Source organism: Faecalibacterium hominis (ex Afrizal et al. 2022), from assembly GCF_049545105.1.
Classification (GTDB): Bacteria; Bacillota; Clostridia; order Oscillospirales; family Ruminococcaceae; genus Faecalibacterium; species Faecalibacterium duncaniae.
Map to the genome: position 1 here is coordinate 168,479 of NZ_CP186860.1, position 18,487 is coordinate 186,965.

The 18,487-nt window shown below is 60.5% G+C and carries 11 protein-coding genes; 5 read left to right on the forward strand and 6 right to left on the reverse strand.

Annotated elements, in window-relative coordinates; genetic code table 11:
• Window positions 1-11: 11 nt before the first annotated feature.
• The 6 genes from gltB to ACKXGA_RS00920 all read right to left on the reverse strand — a co-directional run bounded on the left by gltB (window position 12) and on the right by ACKXGA_RS00920 (window position 12,246).
• Window positions 12-4,547, reverse strand: coding sequence for a glutamate synthase large subunit (gltB, locus tag ACKXGA_RS00895; RefSeq protein ID WP_156061380.1), 4,536 nt, complete (start codon window positions 4,545-4,547; stop codon window positions 12-14).
• Between the two features lie 329 nt (window positions 4,548-4,876).
• A complete protein-coding gene (locus tag ACKXGA_RS00900; protein ID WP_423729868.1) occupies window positions 4,877-7,588 on the reverse strand; it encodes a DUF7601 domain-containing protein in 2,712 nt (903 codons plus the stop codon).
• Between the two features lie 298 nt (window positions 7,589-7,886).
• A complete protein-coding gene (gene hcp, locus ACKXGA_RS00905) occupies window positions 7,887-9,464 on the reverse strand; it encodes a hydroxylamine reductase (protein ID WP_423729869.1) in 1,578 nt (525 codons plus the stop codon).
• Between the two features lie 114 nt (window positions 9,465-9,578).
• Entirely contained in the window at window positions 9,579-10,931 is a 1,353-nt protein-coding gene (gene gdhA / locus ACKXGA_RS00910; RefSeq protein WP_097772279.1) for an NADP-specific glutamate dehydrogenase, read from the reverse strand.
• Between the two features lie 152 nt (window positions 10,932-11,083).
• On the reverse strand, window positions 11,084-11,335 hold the full coding sequence (locus ACKXGA_RS00915) for a DUF1653 domain-containing protein (RefSeq protein WP_097770725.1): 252 nt from the start codon (window positions 11,333-11,335) through the stop codon (window positions 11,084-11,086).
• Window positions 11,336-11,412: 77 nt separating this feature from the next.
• A complete protein-coding gene (locus ACKXGA_RS00920) occupies window positions 11,413-12,246 on the reverse strand; it encodes an Mrp/NBP35 family ATP-binding protein (RefSeq protein ID WP_154276326.1) in 834 nt (277 codons plus the stop codon).
• Between the two features lie 177 nt (window positions 12,247-12,423).
• Between ACKXGA_RS00920 and ACKXGA_RS00925 the strand changes: the two genes are divergently transcribed.
• The 5 genes from ACKXGA_RS00925 (at window position 12,424) to ACKXGA_RS00945 (ending at window position 18,435) form a co-directional block, all read left to right on the forward strand.
• Entirely contained in the window at window positions 12,424-14,034 is a 1,611-nt protein-coding gene (locus ACKXGA_RS00925) for an oligosaccharide flippase family protein (protein WP_423729870.1), read from the forward strand.
• 117 nt (window positions 14,035-14,151) lie between these two features.
• Window positions 14,152-16,050 carry a polysaccharide biosynthesis protein gene (locus ACKXGA_RS00930; RefSeq protein WP_097770727.1) on the forward strand — a complete coding sequence of 633 codons (1,899 nt, stop codon included), beginning with the start codon at window positions 14,152-14,154 and terminating at the stop codon, window positions 16,048-16,050.
• Window positions 16,051-16,224: 174 nt separating this feature from the next.
• On the forward strand, window positions 16,225-17,520 hold the full coding sequence (locus tag ACKXGA_RS00935) for a diaminopimelate decarboxylase family protein (protein ID WP_423729871.1): 1,296 nt from the start codon (window positions 16,225-16,227) through the stop codon (window positions 17,518-17,520).
• A gap of 28 nt (window positions 17,521-17,548) precedes the next feature.
• Window positions 17,549-17,947 carry a hypothetical protein gene (locus tag ACKXGA_RS00940; RefSeq protein ID WP_097770729.1) on the forward strand — a complete coding sequence of 133 codons (399 nt, stop codon included), beginning with the start codon at window positions 17,549-17,551 and terminating at the stop codon, window positions 17,945-17,947.
• A 146-nt stretch (window positions 17,948-18,093) separates the two neighbouring features.
• Complete coding sequence (locus ACKXGA_RS00945; RefSeq protein ID WP_423729872.1) at window positions 18,094-18,435, forward strand: hypothetical protein; 342 nt, start codon at window positions 18,094-18,096, stop codon at window positions 18,433-18,435.
• Window positions 18,436-18,487 lie beyond the last annotated feature (52 nt).

Sequence of the window (18,487 nt, forward strand, 5' to 3'; positions counted from 1 at the left end):
TCCAGCCCTCCTTACTTCTTCTTCTGCACAGCGTAGAATGCTTCGATCTGTGCCTGTTCGCCGTCCAGGCCGCGCTCCTCCATGGAAGCGATGACCCGGAGCATCCGGTCGTAATCGTAGGGGAGGACTTTCTTGAACTTGGGCAGGTACTCGCTGAAGTTGTCCAGGATCTCCTTGCCGCGGGGGGAGCCGGTGGCTTCCACATGCTCGCGGATGAGCTCCTTCAGGGCGGCAACATCGTACTTGTGCTCCACAGGCTCCAGGCTCACGGTCTCCTTGTTGACCCGCTGGTAGAAATCCCAGTTCTCGTCCAGAACGTAGGCCACGCCGCCGGTCATGCCGGCCGCGAAGTTCTTGCCGGTCTGGCCCAGGACCACGACAGTGCCGCCGGTCATGTACTCACAGCCGTGGTCACCCACGCCCTCGACAACGGCGGTCGCGCCGCTGTTGCGGACGCAGAAGCGCTCACCGGCCACGCCGGAGACGAAGGCCTTGCCGCTGGTGGCACCGTAAAGGGCCACATTGCCGGTGATGATGTTTTCCTCGGGCTTGTAGCCGATGCCCTCGGGCGGGCGGACGATGATCTTGCCGCCGGACAGGCCCTTGCCCATGTAGTCGTTGCAGTCGCCGGTCAGGCTGAGGGTCAGGCCCTTGGGGATGAACGCGCCAAAGCTCTGGCCGCCTGCGCCGATGCACTCGGCGGTGTAGACATCGTCTGGCAGGGAGCTGCCGTACTTGCGGGTGATCTCGCTGCCAAAGATGGCACCCAGGGCGCGGTCGGTGTTGGAGACCTCCAGCCGGACACTCTGGGGTGCCTTGCTGCCCAGCTTGAACTTCTTCATCAGCACCTTCATGTCGAGGGTGTTCTCAAGGTGGAAGTCATAGGTGTCGGCAGGCACAAAGTGGACGTTGCTGTTTGCAATGGCCGGGTTGTGCAGGATGCAGTCCAGATTCATCTTGGCGGCACGGCTGCCGGCAGCGCTGGGCTTGACATGGAGCAGGTCGGTGCGGCCCACCAGCTCGTCGATGGTGCGCACGCCAAGCTTGGCCATGTACTCCCGCAGCTCCTGCGCCACAAAGGTCAGGTAGTTGATGATATACTCGGGCTTGCCCTTGAACCGCTTGCGCAGCTCGGGGTTCTGGGTGCAGATGCCCATGGGGCAGGTGTCCAGGTTGCAGACACGCATCATCACGCAGCCCTCGCACATCAGCAGGGAGGTGCCGAAGCCGAACTCCTCAGCGCCCAGCATACAGCTGATGGCAACATCGCGGCCGGAGAGCAGCTTGGAATCGCTCTCAATGCGGACGCGGCTGCGCAGGCCGTTCAGGATCAGGGTCTGGTGGGTCTCGGCGATGCCCAGCTCCCAGGGCAGGCCCGCATTCTTGATGGAGGTGCGGGGGGCTGCACCGGTGCCGCCGTCGTAACCGGAGACAAGGATGACCTGTGCGCCGCCCTTGGCAACACCGGCGGCAATGGTGCCGACACCGGCCTCGCTGACCAGCTTCACGTTGATGTTGGCGTGGCGGTTGGCGTTTTTCAGGTCATAAATCAGCTCGGCCAGATCCTCGATGGAGTAGATGTCGTGGTGGGGCGGGGGAGAGATCAGGCCCACGCCGGTGGTGCTGTGGCGGGTCTTGGCGATCCAGGGGTAGACCTTGGCACCGGGCAGGTTGCCGCCCTCGCCGGGCTTTGCACCCTGTGCCAGCTTGATCTGGATCTCTTCGGCGGAGACCAGATATTTGCTGGTCACACCAAAGCGGGCCGAGGCCACCTGCTTGATCTTGGAATTGCTCTCGCTCTGGTAGCGCTCCTCGGGCTCACCGCCCTCGCCGGTGTTGCTCCGGCCGCCCAGACGATTCAGGGCGATGGCGATGGTCTCGTGTGCCTCGCTGCTCAGGGCACCGTAGCTCATGGCAGCGGCTTTGAACCGCTTGACGATGGAGCTGACAGGCTCCACCTCCTCAAGGGGGATGCCGCCGTTGGGGTCATAGCTGAAGTCCAGCAGGCTGCGCAGGTGCATGCCCTCGGCACCCATGTTGTCCACGGTGCGGGTGAAGTCCTTGAAGGCCTTGTAGTCGCCCGTGAAGCAGGCTTTCTGGAACAGATGGATGGTCTGCGGGGTGAAAAGGTGCTCTTCCTTGCCGCTGCGGAACTTGTGAGCACCGCCGTCGGCCAGCTCCATGTTGATGTCCAAACCCAGCGGGTCAAAGGCGGCGTTGTGGGCAGCTTCCACATCCGCCTGAATGTCCTCCAGACCGATGCCGCCCACACGGCTGACCGTGCCGGTGAAGTACTTGTCGATGACATCCTTGGAGATGCCGACCGCCTCAAAGATCTGGCTGCTCTGGTAGCTCTGGATGGTGGAGATGCCCATTTTGGAGGCAATCTTCACGATGCCGTTCAGCACAGCCTTGTTGTAGTCGTCCACGGCGGCGTAGTAATCCTTGTCCAGCAGACCCTCGTCGATGAGCTGGGCAATGGTGTCGTGGGCCAGATAGGGGTTGACGGCGCAGGCACCGTAGCCCAGCAGGGTGGCAAAGTGGTGCACCTCGTGGGGCTCGGCGCTCTCAAGGATGAGGGCCATGGCCGTGCTCTTCTTGGTGCGGATGAGGTACTGGGACACGGCAGAAACGGCCAGCAGGCTGGGGATGGAAACATGGTACTCGTCAATGTCGCGGTCAGAGAGGATGATGATGTTGGCACCGTCCTTGTAGGCGCGGTCCACCTCCAGGAATACGCGGTCGATGGCCTTTTCCAGGCTGGTGTTCTTATAGTAATTGATGGACACCGTGGCGGTCTTGAAGCCGGGCACGTTCATGTGCTTGATCTTGAGCAGATCGGTGCTGGTCAGGATGGGGTTCTGCACCTTGAGCACCTTGCAGTTCTCGGGCTTGTCCTCCAGCAGGTTGCCGTGGGCACCCACATAGACGCTGGTGGAGGTGACCACCTTCTCACGGATGGCATCGATGGGCGGGTTGGTGACCTGTGCGAACCGCTGCTTGAAGTAGTTGAACAGCGGGGGGTGCTGGTCACTCAGGACAGCCAGCGGGGTGTCGGTGCCCATGGCTCCGGAAGGCTCGGCACCGGCCCGGGCCATGGGCAGGATCAGCTCCTTGATTTCCTCGTATTTGTAGCCAAAGACCTTCTGCAGGCGGGTCAGCTCCTCGCCGGTGTAGCTGGGGACCTTGATGTTGGGGATCTTCAGGTCCTTCAGCCGGACCAGATTCCGGTCGATCCACTCGCCGTAGGGCTCGCGGCTGGCGTAGTATTCCTTCAGCTTCTCGTCATCCACGACCTCGCCCTTGACGGTATCCACCAGCAGCATCTTGCCGGGGCGCAGGCGGTCTTTCATCAGGATGTTGTCCGGGGCGCAGGGCAGCACGCCCACCTCGGAGGACAGGATCATCCGGCCATCCTTGGTGATATAGTAGCGGCTGGGGCGCAGACCGTTGCGGTCCAGCACCGCGCCCACCACGTCGCCGTCGGAGAAGAGGATGGCGGCGGGGCCGTCCCAGGGCTCCAGCATGGTGGCGTAATACTGGTAGAAATCGCGCTTTTTCTGGCTGATGTTCTTGTTGTTCTCCCAGGGCTCGGGGATGGTGATCATCACCGCCAGGGGCAGGTCCATGCCGTTCATCACCATGAACTCCAGCGCGTTGTCCAGCATGGCGGAGTCCGAGCCGGAGGTGTTGATGATGGGCAGGATCTTGTTCATGTCGTCCTGCAGGATGGGGCTCTCGATGCTCTCCTCACGGGCCAGCATGGCATCGGTGTTGCCCTTGATGGTGTTGATCTCGCCGTTGTGCAGGATGAACCGGTTGGGGTGGGCACGCATCCAGCTGGGGTTGGTGTTGGTAGAAAAGCGGCTGTGCACCATGCCGATGGCGGATTCATAATCCTCGTCCTGCAGGTCAAGGTAGAACAGGCGCAGATCGTGCACCAGGAACATGCCCTTGTAGACGATGGTGCGGCTGGACAGGCTGGGCACATAGGTGCCGTTGCTGGCCTGCTCGAACACCCGGCGGATGATGTAGAGCCTGCGGTCAAAATCAATGCCCTTGCTCACACGGGCAGGCTTTTTGATGAAGCACTGCCAGATGGAGGGCATGCAGTCCCGGGCCTTCTGGCCCACGGCATCGGGGTCTACCGGCACCCTGCGCCATGCCAGAAACTCAAGCCCCTCCTTGCGGGTGACCAGCTCAAACAGCTTCATGGCCTGTGCCCGCAGGTGCTCGTTCTGGGGGAAGAAGAACATGCCGACACCGTATTCCCGCTCGTTGCCCAGGCTGATGTTCAGCTCGTCGGCCACCTTGGAGAAGAACTTGTGGCTGATCTGCAGCATGATGCCCACGCCGTCGCCGGTCTTGCCCTCGGCATCCTTACCGGCGCGGTGCTCCAGACGCTCCACGATGCTCAGGGCATCGCTGACCGTCTGATGGCTCTTGCGGCCCTTGATGTCCACCACAGCGCCGATGCCGCAGGCATCGTGCTCGAACTGAGGGTCATACAGGCCAAGAGGCGTGGCGTTTTCCGTAAATTGATCCATTGCCTTTCCCATCCTTATCTCTCAAAATATCCTCTGGGCCGCGGCACATTCCGCAGCCGATCTTGCACAGAAAACAAAAAAGCGCCCCAGAAGGGTATAGAATACCCCTCTGGAACGCCTTTGTTCCGATGATTCTATTATAGCGGATGGTGAGAGATGTTCAAGTGACAGCTGCGCCAAACTTGATGCCCTGAAGTCCGGTCATCTTGTGCGGTTTGATGGAATGATGAACGCATTTCATCAAAACCTTGAAAAAACCGCCGCATCCGGCTGCCGGTCTGGGGCAGGGGATGCGGCGGTTTGCGTATGATTGCAGGGCGTTTCTGTCCTTAGTGCTTTGCGGCGCGCTGTTTGCGGTCGAAGAACCACCCGCATACCAACAGACCGATGCCAAAGATCAGAAGCACGGCAGCCAGCCAATCGGTGGTACCGGTCTGGATCAGGGTCACGGTCGTGGTGTTCTGCGTGGGCGTTTCCTCCGGCTGGGCCAACGACGCGGACGTGTCAGTCTGAGCCGGTTTCTCCGCAGGCAGCTCGCCGGGGGCCTCGGTTTCCTCGGTTTCCTCGGGGATCTCGGGTTCCTCAGGCTCCTCGGGGGTCTCGGGGGTCTCCGGCCCCTCAGGCTCCTCGGGGATCTCGGGGGTCTCCGGGTCTACGGGAACGACCGGAACATAGGGGGTGTCCGGGCTGTTCTTCAGGTTGGTAAAGACGACCTTGGCGGTGTCGTTCTGGGGCACAACGCCGGTCTCTGCAGGGTTGAGATTCAGCAGGGTCCAGCCGTCCTGAGCGGTTTCGGTGATGGTATAGCCGATGCCTGCGGGCAGGTTCGAGAGCGTGATGCTCTCGCCGCTTTTCAGGGTGAAGGATGCCTTGCCGTTTTTGAACGGGACACCGCACCATTTGTCGTCGATCGTGGTGATGGTATCATCGTCCAGCGTGAGCTCAAAGGTGAACGCGGTGTCATAGTCGCTCGGCAGCAGTTCCCCGAGCGTCTCTTTGCAGACGGTCAGGCTGCCGATGCTGCCGTGTGCGGCCTTGAGGGACAGGGGGCCGGTGTAAGAATTGACGGGTGCGACGAGAACCATGTGCAGATCCGCTTCGTCCCCGTGGGCGTTCCAGCGGGTGGTTTCATAGTCGTCGTACCAGCCGGTAATGAAATCATAGCAGTCCGGTTCGCCGTCCAGCGCCCAGCCTTTGCCGGTATCGCCAAAGGTGATGGTGGCACCGTCTGCGTTGTAGATGTCGTCACCAGAAAGCCTTGCGTGATTGTTGTACAGCTCTACATCGTCTGAAAGAATCGCAGTGCCAGAGTTCACAAGTCCGCCGCCTACAGAACCGGCATGGTTATAGCGTACACTGCCGGCCAGCAGGTTCAGCGTCGCATGCTCATCGTTTTGGATACCGCAGTTGCTGTTGTATTCCACCTGCAGATTGGCACCCTTTTCCACGGTGAAGAGATTGCAGTTGACGATACCGGACACCGTATTGTAGTTGGCAGTGACATTTGCACCGCTTTCTATCAGAAAAGCACCCTGCTTCAGATCACCCATCACTTGATTGTAGATGCCATGGGCACCGTTGTGGTTGGCGGTGACATTTGCACCGGACTCAATCGTCAGATAGGAATCGTAACTGTTGTAGATACCGAGCTTAGCATTGTTGTCCACTGAAACATTGGCACCATTCTGGATGTGCAGCTTACAGCTGTTCACGATGGCAGCCAGGCCCTTGTTCTGACATACGGAGACGTTTGCACCACTTTCAATGGTCAGGTCGGCGCCTGCATACACATACAAACCGCCAGAGCCGTAGCCCGGGTCATTTGTGCCGTTGCCGTCGCAGATGACCTGCGAACCGCCTTGGATCACGCCAATGCCGCCGACACCAAGGCCGGAACCGCCATTGTCGCGGATATCAAGGGTAGAACCGGAATCCACGTCAAGGCCATCAACGAAAACAGCGTAGCCATACCATGCGCCGGTGTTTCCGGTGGCGGTCAGGGTCGAGGATTCCATGGTCAGCTTACCGCCATAGCAGCCAATGCCGAAGCCGTAGCCATCAGGATCGGATTTGCCGTTGTCCATCACCACGACATTTGAACTGGACAGTGTGATGTCGATCGGATCGATCGTCATGGCCGCATGGGCACAGCCTGTGATCTCAAGATAAGAGTTGTTGATCTTGATCTCACGGTTAGGTTGTCCTTTAAATTCCGAGTCATCGGCGTAGATACCACTTGCACGATAATTAGAGACACCACGGATCACGGCGTATGATCCATCCAGATACAGGTTGCTCTTCTGATACAGATAGATGCCGCTGCCGCAGCTTCCATCCGGGATCAACGTAAAGTTGACGTTGTTCAGTCTCAGATTCGAGTTGCTGATCAGGTTGGCCGTTCCTCCTGCGCCACCTTCATGGGTATGAGTATGCGCATAGATATTCAGCGTAAGATCTTTAAACGTGATATCACTGTGCGATGCATACATACCGTTCTGGTTCAGCGTCAGCGTGCGGGTACCGCCGCCGGAAATGGTCAGGGTCTTGTTATCGAACGTAAGACCTTCATACAGCTCAATGTTCGCCAGCAGGTCGATCTGATCACCATCCGTCGCGGCAGTGATTGCATCGTCCAGTGTGGAGTAGTAGTACGTATCGTCGATCTTGTCGATCTTGCACACAGCCTGGGTTGTGGGGCTTGTGGTGCTGTCGTCGTCGTCCGCAGGGTCATCGCCACCCGATTCCTCGTCAGGAGTTTTGGGGGTGAGATTCACTGTGGGCCGGTCATCCGCTGCTTCTTCATCGTTGTCCGCATCCGCAAGACTTTTCTCCGAGCCCGTCTCCGAAAGGTCGGGAACAGGAAGTTCCTGTTCCTGCGAATCATCAAGGGAGTAGGGGACGGTGGAAAGGTCACTCCAGTCCAGAATGGTGCCGTCCGAATCCGTGATGGTGGGGTCGGGGCTCAGTGCAAGTACACTCAGCGGCAGAACATGAAGCAGCAATCCGATGGTAAGTATCACTACGAACCATCTCTTTTTCATAATTTTTTCTCCTCCTCTTTCTAAAATATAGTACATTTTGTGTACTGCTAATATAGTAGCATCGGATGTTCGGAAATACAAGAGGTTCAAACGAATTTGAAACCGAAAGATCCAAATTTTTGAAGCGGCGGGGAACCGCGCCGGAGTTTCTCCGGAAAATGATTCCTGCACAGGAGTGAAAGCTTATCCATGCGCCGGAAATTCCCAGAAATTATGAAAAAGTTTCGACACAAGAAAAACTCCCGGGAAATCCCGGGAGCATAGCAGAAACGAAGCAAGAAATTCCCTGCGGCGGCAGTCAGTGTCCCAGAATGGCCCGCAGGTCCTCTTCCGGGGTCGTAATGGCTTTCAGGTCATAGCGCCGCTGAAGCTCCTGCACGACCCCCGGAGAGAGAAAGGCCGGGAGGGTGGGGCCGAGGCGGATGTTCCGGATGCCCAAAGCCAGCAGTGCGATCAGGATGCAGACTGCCTTCTGCTCGAACCAGCAGAGCACCAGCGAGAGCGGCAGGTCGTTGACGGTGCAGCCGAAGGCATCGGCCAGAGCCAGTGCGATCCGGATGGCGCTGTATGCGTCGTTGCACTGGCCCACATCGAGGATGCGGGGCAGGCCAGTGCCGGGCACTGTGCCCAGAGGCAGATCGTTCAGCCGGAATTTTCCGCAGGCAAGGGTCAGAATGACCGTATCCGGCGGTGTCAGCCGGGCGAACTCGGTGTAGTAGCGGCGGGAAGGCCGGGTGCCGTCACAGCCGCCCACCAGAAAGAAGTGACGGATCTGCCCGCTTTTCACGGCCTCCACGATCTCTTCGGCGTGTTCCAGAACGGCGTGACGGGCAAAGCCGGTGGTGACCGTTTTGCCGCCGTTCATGCCCGGGATGATGGTATCCTCCGGGTAACCGCCCAGTTCCAGCGCTTTCCGGATGACGGGGGTGAAGTCCCGGTCCTCCCCGATGTGCGGCACCCCGGGATAGGAGACCACCGAGGTGGTAAAGACCCGGTCGGCGTAGCTGGGGCGCAGCGGCATGATACAGTTTGTGGTGAAGAGGATGGGGGCGGGGATGTCCTCAAACTCCGACTGCTGGTTCTGCCAGGCGGTGCCGAAATTTCCCTTGAGGTGCGAATAGCGCTTTTTCAGCTCCGGATAACCGTGGGCGGGCAGGAGTTCCGAGTGGGTATAAACGTTGATGCCCTTGCCCTCGGTCTGGGCCAAAAGCTGCTGGGTGTCGTAAAGGTCGTGGCCGGAAATGACGATGAAAGGCCCTTTCTCGATGGTCAGAGGGACTTCTGTCGGTTCCGGTTCGCCAAAAGCACCGGTGTTGGCATGATCCAGCAGTTCCATGGTGCGGAAGCTGGCTTCTCCGGTCTTTTGCACCAGGAGCCAAAGCTCCTCCATGGATAGCCCCGAGGTGCCCACTGCCTTCAGGGCGGTACAGTAAAATTTGTCCAGCTCCGGGTCGATGCGGCCCAGCACCCGAGCATGATAGTTATAAGCGGCCATTCCCCGCAGGCTGAACAGCACAAAGCATTTCAGGCTTCGCACATCCGGGTCAGGCTCCTGCCAGAGCTGCTGCATATCATAGTCCTCGGCAATGCCCGGACAGGCGGCGTGGATCTTCTCGATCAGCTGCCCGACGGTGTGCTCGTCAAAATTTACATTGGTGATGGTGGTGAACAGCCCCTGCATCAGCAGCAAAGCCTGCTCCGGAGCCGGAGCACGGCCTTCGCCAATGAGCTGCTCCGCATACCGGATCAGGGCACCGGTCAGCCGGTCCTGCGCCGCTGCGGTCGGAGCCGATTTCCCGCACACGCCTGCCCGACCGGTACAGGCAGTCCCGTTGGCCGCCTGCTCACATTGGAAACAAAACATCTGCTCATCCATAAAAATACTCCCTTCGCTTTCTGGCAAAGGGAGTATGGACAACGGACAGAGGAAATATGCAGGGAAAAAAAGGGGGCCGCACCCCTTCGGATGCAGCCCTCTGAAAAGGAATGCTTAGTAGGTGATGCCCTGTGCCATCATGGCGGTGGCCACCTTCAGGAAACCGGCGCAGTTTGCACCGACCATCAGGTTGCCCTCGGAACCAGCGGCAACGGAAGCGTCATAGGAAGCGTGGAAGATGCCCTCCATGATGCCCTTCAGCTTTGCATCGACCTCTTCGAAGGTCCAGCTCAGACGCTCGGAGTTCTGGCTCATCTCCAGGCCGGAGGTGGCCACGCCGCCGGCGTTTGCTGCCTTTGCGGGTCCGTACAGGACACCGTTGGACAGGTAGACCTCGATGGCCTCGGGCGTGCTGGGCATGTTTGCGCCCTCGCAGACAACGGTGCAGCCGTTCTTGACCAGAGCCTCAGCGGACTCCTTGTTGATCTCGTTCTGGGTCGCGCAGGGCAGGGCGATGTCGCAGGGGACAGTCCAGACCTTGGAGCAGTCGGCAACGTAGGTTACACCGGCGTGGGTCTCGGCATACTCCTTGATGCGGCCGCGGCGGACTTCCTTCAGCTCCTTGACGTAAGCCAGATCAATGCCGTTGGGGTCGTAGACGTAGCCGTTGGAATCGGACATGGTAACGACCTTTGCGCCCAGAGACTGAGCCTTCTGGCAGGCATAGATGGCAACATTGCCGGAGCCGGAGATGACCACGGTCTTGCCCTCAAAGCTGTCGTTGCGCATACACTTCAGAGCCTCGGCGGTGAAGTAGCACAGGCCGTAGCCGGTGGCCTCGGTACGGGCCAGAGAGCCGCCGAAGGTCAGGCCCTTGCCGGTGAGCATACCGCCCTGGAAGCTGTTGGTCAGGCGCTTGTACTGGCCGAACATGTAGCCAACCTCGCGGCCGCCGACACCGATATCACCGGCGGGGCAGTCCACGAACTGGCCGATGTGGCGGTACAGCTCGGTCATAAAGCTCTGGCAGAAACGCATGACTTCCATGTCGCTCTTGCCATGGGGGTCAAAGTCAGAGCCGCCCTTGCCGCCGCCCATGGGCAGGGTGGTCAGGCTGTTCTTGAAGGTCTGCTCAAAGCCCAGGAACTTCAGGATGCCCTGGTTGACAGAGGGATGGAAGCGCAGACCGCCCTTGTAGGGGCCGATGGCGCTGTTGAACTGGACGCGGTAGCCGCGGTTCACCTGGACCTTGCCCTGATCATCGACCCAGGGCACACGGAAGGTGATGATGCGCTCGGGCTCGACCAGACGCTCGATCAGGCCGGCCTTCTCGTACTCGGGATGCTTCTCCACCACGGGCTGGATGCTCTCCAGCACCTCGCGGACAGCCTGCAGGAACTCAGGCTCATTGGCATTGCGCTGTGCAAGGCCATCGTAAACGCGCTTCAGGTATTCATTCGTCAGCATAATAGAATACTCCTTTTCCCATAATTTACACTCGCTCTGCCCACTATCACAGAGCGCTTTATCATTATAAAGCTTTGTGCAGCGATTTACAATAGAGGAAATCGGAAAATGTTTCAGTGAAACCAAAATAAAAATGAATCCGCTTCACAGCGTCAGTGCCCGGCGGCGCTGGGGATCTCCTGCAATTCAAAGCGATATTCCTGCGCGGCATCGGGGTATTTTGCCCTGTCCACGGGGCTGAGGAACATGGCAAGGGGCCGCAGCCAGAGCCCGCCGTCCCCGTAGAGCTTGCGGTAGACCACAAAAGGCTCCCCCGTTTCGGAATCGTTGGCAACGGCCTCTACCAGATAAAAGTCGCCCTTGAAGTGCCGGTACACCCGGCCGATCCTGAGTTCGTTCGGCATTTGCGTTCTCCTTTCTGCAGGGATATTCAAAAAATCCCCCGCAGGCGGCTGGCGCTGGCGGGGGACAGGTGCATGATTTACTTCTTCAGCAGCTTCTCGCAGGCATCGGCGGCACCCTCAAGGTACTGGCCGGGGTAGGCCTCGATCATGCCGGCATCGGAGCAGGCAGCCAGCTGGGGATCGATGGGGCACTTGGCCAGCACGGGCAGGCCGTGCTTTGCAGCCACCTCATCCACATGGCTCTCGCCGAACACGCTGATCTTCTTGCCGCAGTCGGGGCAGACGATGTAGCTCATGTTCTCCACGATGCCCAGCATGGGCACCTTCATCATCTCGGCCATGTTCACGGCCTTGGCCACAATCATGCTGACCAGCTCCTGGGGGCTGGCAACGACCACGATGCCGTCCACGGGCAGGCTCTGGAACACAGTCAGGGGCACGTCACCGGTTCCCGGAGGCATGTCCACAAACAGGAAGTCTACGTCCTTCCAGACCACATCGGTCCAGAACTGCTTGACCGCACCGGCGATCACGGGGCCGCGCCACACAACGGGGTCCTCCTCGTTCTCGACCAGCAGGTTGATGCTCATCACATCAATGCCCATCCGGCTCTGGATGGGCCAGCAGCCCTTTTCATCGGCCATGGCACGGCCATGGATGCCGAACAGCTTGGGAATGGACGGGCCGGTGATGTCGGCATCCAGGATGCCGCAGTGGTAGCCCCGGCGGGCCATGGCGCAGGCCAGCAGGGCACTGGTCATGCTCTTGCCGACACCGCCTTTGCCCGAAACAACGCCGATGACCTTTTTCACGCTGCTGTTGGGGTTGGGGGCATCGTGCTCAGGTGCGGCGGTGCGGGAAGAACATGCTGCCCCGCAGGTGGAACAGTCATGGGTACATTCTTCGCTCATACTCTAACCTTTTCTCCTTTATCTTAATTAGACAGATCGTCTTGACCAACCCATATCATACCATAAAACCGGGTGGGAAACAACCCACAGAGGCGCTCATCTTCACAAGAGTGCATATTGCCCGGGAAAGGCCGCATACACTGAACCGAACGCCTGTGCGGGGGAAGGAGGAAGACCATGGGGCAGAGCTACCTGAAAAACGCCGCCCTCCTGACCGGGGCGGATGTCCTGCTGCGGCTGGCCGGGATGGGCCTGCGCATCTATCTGGCCAACGCCCTGGGCGGCGAGGGGATGGGGCTGTACCAGCTGGTGCTGGCGGTCTACTCGCTCTTTGTCACGCTGGCAACGGCGGGGGTCTCGGTGGCGGCCACCCGGCTGATGGCCGAGGAGCTGGCCCGGAGCCGGGCACAGGCGCGGGGGATGCTGGTGCGTCTGGCGGGCACGGGGCTGCTGCTGGGCGCGGCGGCCATGGCGGCGCAGTATGGGCTGGCCGGGGCTGCTGCCCGGTGGTGGCTGGGAGACGTGCGGGCAGCGGGCGCGCTGCGGGTGTCGGCCTTCGGGATGCCCTGGATGGCTCTCTCGGCTGTGCTGCGGGGGTTCTTTATCGCCCGGCGGCGGGTGGAGCCCAACGTGCTGAGCCAGCTGGTGGAGCAGAGCGTGCGGATCGGGATCATCTGGTACGCGTTGGAAGGGGGGAGCGCGCCGGACGTGAGCGCCCGCTGCACGGCGGTGCTGGCCGCCACGGCAGTGAGCGAGGCGGTGTCGGCCTGCATCCTGCTGCTGTTTTACCGTGGGGAGGCGGTGCGTGCGTTCGGCGCAGAAAAGGCCCGACGGCCTGCCGACCCTGCCCGGCGGCTCTGGGAGATCCTGTGGCCGGTGGAGGGCGGGCGGTGCCTTGCCAGCGCCCTGCACACGGCGGAGAACATGCTGGTGCCCGCCTGCCTGACGGTCTGCCTGCTGGATGCCGGGGGCCGCAGTGCCGCGGTGGCCCAGTACGGCAGCCTGAAGGGGATGGCCCTGCCTCTGCTCACCTTTCCCTTTGGGCTGCTGGGGAGCCTTTCGGTGCTGCTGATGCCTGAGATCACCCAGGCCCACATCCGGGGCGAACGCGCCCGGCTGGACTGTCTGCTGGACCGGATGCTCCGGCTGACGGGCTGCTTCTCGGCGCTGGCGGGGGCGCTGTTCTGGGTGTGGGGCGAGCCGCTGGCCCTGCTGCTCTACCACAGCCAGGAGGCCGGGTTCTATCTGCGGGTGCTGGGCCCGGCCATGCCGCTGATGTATCTGGAAAGCATGGTGGACGGTGCCATGAAGGGGATGGGGGAGCAGAAGGCCGTGTTCCGGTACAGCCTGTGGGACGCGGTGCTCCGCATTGCGGGGGTGCTGTTCCTCCTGCCCAGATGGGGGATGAAGGGCTTTTTATGGGTGATCCTGCTGTCCAGTGCCTATACCTGCCAGATGAATACGGCCCGTCTGCTGCACGTCAGCGGGCTGCAGCCCAGGCTCTGGCGGTGGCTGGGGGCTCCGGCGCTGGCGGCACTGGTCTCGGCGGGGGCGGGCGAGGGCCTGCGCGCCTTGCTGGCGGGGTGGCTGGGCAGCGGGAGCACGCCCATCCGGCTGGCGGCGCTCTGCGCGGGCGGCTTTGGCATGGCGGCAGTCTGCCTTGCCGTGCAGTGGCCGCTGGGGCTGGGCGAAGAGGTGCGGGCCATCCTGCGGACAGAAAAATCCCGCAGGGAGCGGCAGAAAAGCCCGGAGAATCGGAATTGTTCTGGACACAGGGGGGAGAATTGAGTATAATACAATGGATATTATGGCGGAACAGGCGCATGGGGCTTTGGACCCTGTGGCCGGCAACGCCGGGAAAAACGGGTGCGGACAGATCCCGCCCCGATGCAAAAGAGGATTTTTGTGAAGAAAACAGAGAAGCTTGTGCCGCAGGTGCTGCTGCGCCGGATGATCCTGGTGCTGCTGGACGCGGCCATCGTGATATTCAGCTTTTACTTTGCCCTGCTGCTCCGGGCCGACGGCGCGGTGGAGGCCAGCTGGTGGCCCCACAACCGTGCCCTGCTCTACCAGAATCTGCCCTGGATCGTGGCGCTCTACCTGCTCAGCTTTCTGGCGGGCGGGCTGTACCATGTGCTCTGGAAGTATGCCGGGGAGCGTGACCTCATCCGTCTGGGCGGCATGATCGCCGTGCCCACGGGGGTGGTCTATTTCGTGAACCATTTCTGCGTCCACGGCGTGCTGTTCGATTCTGCCAACGCCATGGCCGCTGTCCTCATCTTCCTGCTGGTGGGGGGCAGCCGTCTGGCATGGCGGCTCTTCCTGAACCATCCCATCGGCGAGCGGCTGCGGGGCGTGCCCAACAAGGACCCCAACCGCCCCGTGATGATCGTGGGCGCGGGCGAGGCCGGTGCCTGGGCCATCAATGTCTGCAAATCCAACAGCAGCTACGGCCACCCCGTTGTGGCGGTGGACGATGACCTGGTCAAGCAGGGACAGACCATCCACGGCGTGCCGGTCAAGGGCACGCTGGAGCAGATCCCCCAGCTCTGCACCCAGTACAACATCCACAACATCATCATTGCCATCCCCACCCTGCGGGGCAGCAGGCTGAACCATGTCATCGACCTCTGCGTTTCCACCCACTGCCCGGTGCAGATCCTGAGCGACCCCCAGCTGGTGGGCAGCAACGGCCCCCAGCAGGGCGCGTTCCGTGAGCTGAACACCGCCGATTTCCTCTCCCGTGACGAGGTCACGCTGGACAACGAGAAGATCTCCGGCTACCTCACCGGCAAGACCGTGCTGGTGACGGGCGGCGGCGGCTCCATTGGCAGCGAGCTCTGCCGCCAGGTGATGCGCTTCCGGCCCGGCAAGCTGCTGATCTTTGATATCTATGAGAACTGCGCCTACGAGCTGCTGATGGAACTGCAGCAGAAGTACGGCCGCGACATCCCTGTGACCGTGCTGATCGGCTCCATTCGGGATAAAAAGCGGCTGGACGAGGTATTTGAGACCTACCACCCCACCGTGGTGTTCCATGCAGCGGCCCACAAGCATGTGCCGCTGATGGAGATCAGCCCCGCTGAAGCCGTGAAGAACAATGTGCTGGGCACCAAGAACCTGCTCACCAGCGCCAGCGAGCACGACGTGGAGCGGTTCGTCCAGCTTTCCACCGACAAGGCGGTCAATCCCACCAGCGTGATGGGCTGCACCAAGCGGATCTGTGAGATGCTCATCCAGACCTTTGCGGGCAACACCGACATGAAGTGCGTGGCGGTCCGCTTTGGCAACGTTCTGGGCAGCCACGGCAGCGTGATCCCGCTGTTCGAGGCTCAGATCAAGAAGGGCGGCCCCGTCACCCTGACCGACCCCAACATCGAGCGCTACTTTATGACCATTCCTGAGGCGGCCCAGCTGGTGCTGCAGGCGGGCGCACTGGCCGAGGGCGGCAGCATCTATGTGCTGGACATGGGCGAGCCGGTCAAGATCATGGATCTGGCCAAGCAGCTCATCCGCTTTTACGGCTACGAGCCGGGCGTGAATATGGAGATCAAGATCGTGGGCCTGCGCCCGGGCGAGAAGCTCTACGAGGAGCTGATGATGGACGAGGAGCAGGGCAAGATGCGCCGCACCGAGCACAACAAGATCTTTGTGGCATCGCCCCGGGACATCGACCTGGCCGTGTTCTACCAGCAGCTGCAGGATCTTGCCGCTGCCGCCCAGCACAACGACGAGGGCGTGGTGGATCAGCTGGAAAAGATGATCCCTACCTTTACCCCCACCCGGAAAAATCTAAAGGTGTAAACTCCTTCCGTCATCGCTGGCGCGATGCCACCTCCCTCAGGGAGGGAGGCTTTGCCGTGCGGTCAGGCTCCCTCTCCGAGGGAGCTGTCTGCGAAGCAGACTGAGGGAGTAAACTACGTTCGCAACTGCGGCTCCAAAGCCGTATGCGCTATAAAAACGAGAGGGAAGTATATTATGGAAAAGAGACCGTTTCTGACCGAAGAGCAGGCCCAGGAGATCATCCAGGACGTGCCCACCCCGTTCCACGTCTACGACGAAAAGGGCATCCGTGAGAACGCCCGCCGCATCAACAAGGCCTTCAGCTGGAACAAGGGCTTCCGGGAGTATTTTGCCGTCAAGGCGCTGCCCAACCCCATCATCCTGCAGATCCTGAAGGAAGAGGGCTGCGGTGTGGACTGCTCCTCCCTGACCGAGCTGATGCTGAGCGAGGCCTGCGGCTTTACCGGCAGCGATATCATGTTCTCCTCCAACCAGACCCCTGTGGAGGACATGAAGAAGGCATACGAGCTGGGCGCATACATCAACCTGGACGATGCCACCATGGTGGACTTCCTGGACCGCGTGGCCGGGACCCCCGAGAACATCTTCTGCCGCTACAACCCGGGCGGGACTTTCCAGCTGGGTGAGAGCGAGGAGGGCTTCCAGGTCATGGACAAGCCCGGCGATGCCAAGTACGGCATGACCGAGGAGCAGATGATCGACAGCTACAAGAAGCTGATGGCAAAGGGTGCAAAGAACTTCGGCATCCATGCCTTCCTGGCCTCCAACACCATCTCCGATGCCTATTACCCCGAGCTGGCAGGCATCCTGTTCCAGCTGGCGGTCCGTGTGCAGAAGGCCACCGGTGCCCACATCGGCTACATCAACCTGTCCGGCGGCGTGGGCATCCCCTACCGCCCCGACCAGACCGAGAACGACATCATGGCCATTGGCGAGGGCGTGCGCCGGAAGTTTGAGGAGATCCTTGTGCCCGCAGGGATGGGCGATGTGGCCATCTTCACCGAGATGGGCCGCTTTACCACCGGCCCCTACGGTGCGCTGGTGGCAACTGCCATCCACGAAAAGCACATCTACAAGGAGTACATCGGTCTGGATGCCTGCGCTGCCAACCTGATGCGCCCCGCCATGTACGGCGCTTACCACCACATCACCGTGCTGGGCAAGGAGAACGCCCCCTGCGACCACAAATACGATGTGGTCGGCGGCCTGTGCGAGAACAACGACAAGTTCGCCATTGACCGGATGCTGCCCAAGATCGACATCGGCGACCTGATCTACATCCACGACACCGGTGCCCACGGCTCCGCCATGGGCTACAACTACAACGGCAAGCTCCGCAGCGCCGAGGTCCTGCTCTGCGAGGACGGCTCTCACCGCCTCATCCGCCGCGCCGAGACCCCCCGTGACTACTTTGCAACGCTGGACTTCCTGCCCGCCATGAAGCCCCTGTTCGAGGGCTACGACGACTGAGTCCCCCTGAAAACCTGCGAGGTGTGATATGTTTTTTGGATTCCAGCTTACCTGCGGCCTGATGATGGTCTTTTACGGCTACTCGGTGATGAAGAACCCCCGTGTGTGGGGAGATCAGGGCCGTCAGGCGGTCAAGGCGGAGAATTTCCCGGAATACTGCCGCCAGAACGGCCTGTTCTTCCTGAAGGCGGGCCTGATCATGGCGCTCATCGGCGCGCTGGACGCACTGGTGAGCCTTTCCGGCGCGCTCTACGTCCTGCTGTATCTGTTCGGGCTGGCGTTCTCGTTCTATCCGCTGGTCAAATGGTGCCGCGAGAACGAGGGCTTCTCCTGGCCCTGGCCCCATGTGGAAAGCGAGAAGAAGCGGATCAAAAAGCTGCGCAGGGAGCAGGAACAGGAGCAGCAGAACGGCTCTGAGAAAAAATAAGAGAAAACCGGAATGCGGCGCTCTCCCTGAAGAAGGGAGGGCGCTGCTTTTGTCTGCTGAAGTTTCGACCCTTGACAGCCGGAGCCGCAGAACCTATAATGAAACCACGATGACCCCTCTTGAAACACATTTGGAGGTACAAAACCATGATTAACTATCCCAAGAATTATGCTCCTCTGGCGGAAGAGGAAATGGAGTACATCAGCGGCGGCCTGTCCATCAACTGGATGGCACTGGGCTCCACCGTTATGGGCCTGGCCACCAGCATGCTGGCCTACCTGAATGTCTCCAACATTGCCGGTGTGGCGGTCCAGCTGCAGAAGAAGGACCCCGAGAAGTACCCTGAGCCGGAAGGCACCATCAACGGCAACCTCATCATTGATTCCACCCTGACCTACTTCTCCAGCGTGGCAGGCATCGGCATGGGCCTGCTGAACATCGCTGCGGGCGTGGGCACCGTCTATCTGGGCATGAAGTCCGGTTCTTAAAAATTAGCACTGGACATTTGAGCCAAAACGTGGTATAATTTATCCTGCATTC

Bases quoted from the DNA above. Each gene is read 5' to 3' on its own strand.
- hcp (WP_423729869.1), bottom strand. From the start codon at position 9,464: ATGGATGAGCAGATGTTTTGTTTCCAATGTGAGCAGGCGGCCAACGGG.
- ACKXGA_RS00925 (WP_423729870.1), top strand. From the start codon at position 12,424: ATGGGGCAGAGCTACCTGAAAAACGCCGCCCTCCTGACCGGGGCGGAT.
- ACKXGA_RS00900 (WP_423729868.1), bottom strand. From the start codon at position 7,588: ATGAAAAAGAGATGGTTCGTAGTGATACTTACCATCGGATTGCTGCTT.
- ACKXGA_RS00940 (WP_097770729.1), top strand. From the start codon at position 17,549: ATGTTTTTTGGATTCCAGCTTACCTGCGGCCTGATGATGGTCTTTTAC.
- ACKXGA_RS00915 (WP_097770725.1), bottom strand. From the start codon at position 11,335: ATGCCGAACGAACTCAGGATCGGCCGGGTGTACCGGCACTTCAAGGGC.
- gltB (WP_156061380.1), bottom strand. From the start codon at position 4,547: ATGGATCAATTTACGGAAAACGCCACGCCTCTTGGCCTGTATGACCCT.
- ACKXGA_RS00945 (WP_423729872.1), top strand. From the start codon at position 18,094: ATGATTAACTATCCCAAGAATTATGCTCCTCTGGCGGAAGAGGAAATG.
- ACKXGA_RS00935 (WP_423729871.1), top strand. From the start codon at position 16,225: ATGGAAAAGAGACCGTTTCTGACCGAAGAGCAGGCCCAGGAGATCATC.
- gdhA (WP_097772279.1), bottom strand. From the start codon at position 10,931: ATGCTGACGAATGAATACCTGAAGCGCGTTTACGATGGCCTTGCACAG.
- ACKXGA_RS00920 (WP_154276326.1), bottom strand. From the start codon at position 12,246: ATGAGCGAAGAATGTACCCATGACTGTTCCACCTGCGGGGCAGCATGT.